We start from the raw sequence: 3,961 nt of genomic DNA on the forward strand, positions 1-3,961 counted from the left end.
TGAGCACTACAACGAGCAGCACCCCCATAGCGCCCTGAATTACCGCTCTCCGCGCGAGTTCAGGCGTGCGATGGCCTTATCAACCTAAGGGTGTGACCGTGTCCGCGGACACGGGGGCAAATCCACACGCCACGGTGGCGCAGACCACCTTTCCTGTCACTGCAACGACGCAAATGCGTGCATTTCCGCGCCGCCGGATCCGGCGCTGCCAGAACCGGCGATTCGAACAATGCTTCGTTCCAGAGACGTAGCGGGTGTGTCGTTTGCCGATAGACGGCCGCCCCACGGACTTCGGGACGACCGCCGCTGGGCAAGGTGCGTTGGATGGCGTTCAGTCGCGGAACAGGTGGGTGGCATGCGTGACGGCACCGCCCGCCCGGATTGCCGCGGCCACCAGTGCGGCTTCCGCAAGTTGCGCATTGGTGGCGCCTGCATCGTGGGCGGCCTTGGTATGCAGGGCGATGCAATACGGGCACTGCGTCGTCAGCGCCACGGCCACCGCAATGATCTGTTTCTGCTGCACCGAAAGCGCGCCGTCGGCAAACGCTGCGTGGTCAAATGCACGGAAGCTTTTCATCGCCTCGGGAGCGTTTTCGTCCAGCTTCTTCAAACGGGCAAGATCTTTCATATCGAACATGGAAACCTCCATAAGGTTGGGATTGGAGTAGGTATGATAGGAATGGCAAGGTTCCACTTGGTCTTAGTTTGGTTTCAATTCGTCCAATGATGGCTTCCCCCGCTTCCGCACATCGTGTGCTCGAACATTTCCTTGCCACGCTCGACATTGGTGTCACGCACATCACACGGTGCGACATTCGCGATGGCTGGAGCGTGCGTTTCGACGCGTGCGAGACCGCCAGCCTCCACTACTGCCTGGACGGCCGCGGGACCCTCGACGCAGGCAATGGCCACCGCATCGCATTGCAGCCCCACTGCTTCGTGCTGATGCCGCCGGGCGTTTCCTACCGGCTGGAATGCGCGTTCGAGTCGCCGACCGTATCGGTGGATCGGGCAAGGCTCGGCTCATGGTCCGCGCGCGAAACGGCGCCGACGGTAAAGGTGGGCGAGGCGGCAGTCGGGGTTGAGATGGCGTGCGGGGAGTTGCGCTTTGCGACGAGTACGGCCGATCCCTTCAGGATGCTGCGGCATCCGATCGTGACGCGGTTCGACGGGCCAGCCGGGCTGAGAGACCAGTTCGTCATGCTGTTGGCGGAATCCGCGCAGCCCGGACTGGGATCGAGGGTGCTGATCGAGGCATTGCTCAAGCAATGCCTGGTCATGCTGCTGCGGCGCCAGCTGGAGAGCGACGAGGCGCAGTTGTCGTGGACGGCCGCCGTTGCCGATCCCCGCCTGCTTCTCGCGCTGGAGAAGCTCTTTGAACATCCGGAAGCGCCACTGTCGGTGCAGCGACTGGCCGATCTGGCTGGAATGAGCCGCTCAGCATTCGCTTCGCACTTCGAACGTGCGTTCGGCCAGACGCCGATGGCCATGTTGCGTGCAGTTCGGCTGCACCGGGCCGCGGAGTTGCTGGCGACCACCACCCTGCAAATTTCCCAGGTGGCGCACGCCGTTGGTTTCTCCAGTCGCAGCAATTTCTCGCAGGCGTTCCACAAACAGCATGGTGTCGACCCGAGCGGATTCCGGCAGCGGACAGCGTCTCGCGGGCGCGTCGGTGGCGACTGATTCCAATTGCAGATCCTGCCGACCAGGGCGAGCTGCGCAAGCAGTGTCGCCGGCTGTGCCAGCGACTACTCTGTACTTACGCACGGCCTGCCACGGCCTCGTGCGTCGACGAAACCCTTCTCCAAAAAGAAGGACAAAATCATGCGTTCCCCGCTGAGACATGCGTCAGTCGCCGCGGCCGCCCTGGCACTCGGCGTGACGGCATTTGCACAAGGCGCGCCGGATCCTGTCCGCCCTCCGGTAATCCTTCCACTCGAATCGGAGCAGGCACCAAAGCTGGTCCCGTATGCGCCGCTGGCCGAACCGTTGGCCCGCGGTGTCGTCATCGTGCAGTTCCGGACCGAGCACTTCCGCGTCATGCCGGTGTTCGGCAAGCCCGCCGTACAGATATCGCCGCGCATCGGGCATCTTCATGTGACTGTCGACGACTCGCACATTACCTGGGCCCACACCAGCGAGGATCCCATCATCGTCGTGGGGCTTCCGCCCGGCGCACACAAGCTTCGGCTCGAACTGGCCGATCCCAGCCACAAGATCCTGGCCACCGAGACCGTCGCTTTCACCCTGCCGGGTTCCAGGGCGCCGGCGCCGCACAAGCACTGATCTCTCGAAGTTCCTGCGCGCTTTTCGCGGTTCTGGTGACAGCGCTCCGCATGTCCTGCGGTTCCGTGGATAAGCTGTCGTTGCGCAGACGGCCCGAATCACGCCGGCCACGATGCAGCCACCCCAAGTGCGCACCGATGCCGGCGGTCCAGAAGATCGCCTCCACCCTTCGATCGGCGCGAAACGCGCGCAAGAGAATCGAGCGCGCGAACCTCAGGCGCTCTTGCGCGGACCCTGGCGCGTGGGCGCAGGTCTGTCGCCCCGGCGATTGGCCGCGCGATCCGACAGCCATCTGACAACCTGCACACCGTAGCTGGCCGGCGTCTTGTCATTGACGCGCTGGGAAAGGTCGGCCAGGGTATGCCGTTTCAGTTCCGCCCGCATGGCCTTCTCGGCAGCCTGCATGACAGCGTGAATCGAGCAAACGCCACGCGTCGCCCAGCCCGGTGCCTCGTCATTGAAAACGGCACAGCGCCCGCGGATCTCGAGGCAGTCGAAGAGCGGCTTTTCGCCGTCAATCGCTACCACGACATCGTGGACGGTAATGTGGCTGGCAGGCCGCGCGAGCCGGAATCCGCCCTTGATGCCCTCCGTGGCGACTACCAGCCCGGCCTTGGCCAGCTTGGTGAACAACTTGGCCAGGAAGTCGTGTGGAACGCCCTGAAGCTCGGCCAGATCGCGGACACTCGCTTCTTCCACGGCCGCCTGCGAATGCGTCAGGTACAGCAGGCAGTGGAGGCTGTATTCAACGCCAGTACTGATTTGGGCCATGGCATACTAAGACTTTACGTATCGTAGTTGAAATGCTATACAACTTCCGCTGGAACCGCAAGGCAAGGACACGCCGCTTGTGCTGATGGTCGAACATGGTAACCGGGGCAGGTAGCCCGCTTCCGGCCGCCCGGTGCTGGTGAACAATTCGTCGCAGCCGAGCGCGGCGCGGTTAGGCGGCGCTCAAGGTAAGGCGGCCATCGGGCACAGACCGTGCCCCTGCGAGCTTCGGGGCACGGCATCTCGCCTTGCCCGCTCTGTGGTACGCGTGGACCGGATCAGCTTCGTATGCTCTGCTCGCCCGCGAAGGTGCTGCTATCGATGCACAGGGCCTCTTGCAGCCCTGCTTTCCTTGGGGCTGCAACCGAATTGCGCCTGATACCAGCGCGAAAATCCGCTTGGCGCAGAAAAACCGAGCAGGGTCGCCACCTCAGTAAATGGACGATCGCTCTCGATGACATGGCGCATCGCGAGTTCCGCGCGGATTTCGTTAACGATCGATGAGAAGCTCTGCCCCTGTTCCGCTAGCCGGCGCTGGACCGTGCGGCACACCACGCCCAGATTTTCGGCTACCTGCTCCACGCTGCAGCGCCCACTGGGCAACAGCTGGAGGATCGTGCGCCGAACGTCCTCAAGCATTGTCGCCTGCCGCGAGACGGCTGACTCGTCTATCAGACGCTGCGCGTAGCGCGCCATAGCCGGATCAGCCCACGGATTTCGCGCATCGAGATCGGCCTTCGCGCAGACGATGCCATTGAAGTCGCAATCGAATTCGACGTTAGGGATGGTGTTCAAAACTCATGCGACTTCGGGTACGCATGAAGAATGTTTCCAGCGACAATGGGCGCATGAAACAAACTGACCTTGGCCTGGACCTGAGCAATCGCCGCACGCGCAAGCGCGT

Annotated in this window: 4 protein-coding genes and 1 pseudogene; 2 read left to right on the forward strand and 3 right to left on the reverse strand. The window is 63.0% G+C overall.

All coding sequences use genetic code 11. From position 1 onward, the window contains the following. Nucleotides 1-331: 331 nt before the first annotated feature. Nucleotides 332-649 (reverse strand): carboxymuconolactone decarboxylase family protein, encoded by a 318-nt coding sequence (locus VSR71_RS34840; RefSeq protein ID WP_245179454.1) that lies wholly within the window; start codon nt 647-649, stop codon nt 332-334. Between the two features lie 104 nt (nt 650-753). Here VSR71_RS34840 and VSR71_RS34845 point away from each other — a divergent pair, with 104 nt between their 5' ends. Together VSR71_RS34845 and VSR71_RS34850 are read left to right on the forward strand one after the other, a co-directional pair. Continuing rightward, nucleotides 754-1,683 (forward strand): AraC family transcriptional regulator, encoded by a 930-nt coding sequence (locus VSR71_RS34845; RefSeq protein WP_342917890.1) that lies wholly within the window; start codon nt 754-756, stop codon nt 1,681-1,683. A 141-nt stretch (nt 1,684-1,824) separates the two neighbouring features. Then, nucleotides 1,825-2,286 (forward strand): DUF6130 family protein, encoded by a 462-nt coding sequence (locus VSR71_RS34850; RefSeq protein WP_342917891.1) that lies wholly within the window; start codon nt 1,825-1,827, stop codon nt 2,284-2,286. 213 nt (nt 2,287-2,499) lie between these two features. Here the strand turns inward: VSR71_RS34850 and VSR71_RS34855 are convergent, their stop codons facing one another. Together VSR71_RS34855 and VSR71_RS34860 are read right to left on the reverse strand one after the other, a co-directional pair. Beyond that, entirely contained in the window at nt 2,500-3,057 is a 558-nt protein-coding gene (locus VSR71_RS34855; RefSeq protein WP_342917892.1) for an Rrf2 family transcriptional regulator, read from the reverse strand. A 315-nt stretch (nt 3,058-3,372) separates the two neighbouring features. Next, nucleotides 3,373-3,840: pseudogene (locus tag VSR71_RS34860) on the reverse strand (helix-turn-helix transcriptional regulator); the annotation flags it as partial. Nucleotides 3,841-3,961 lie beyond the last annotated feature (121 nt).

It is taken from the genome of Cupriavidus oxalaticus (assembly GCF_038900635.1).
GTDB classification, from domain to species: Bacteria; Pseudomonadota; Gammaproteobacteria; order Burkholderiales; family Burkholderiaceae; genus Cupriavidus; species Cupriavidus oxalaticus_B.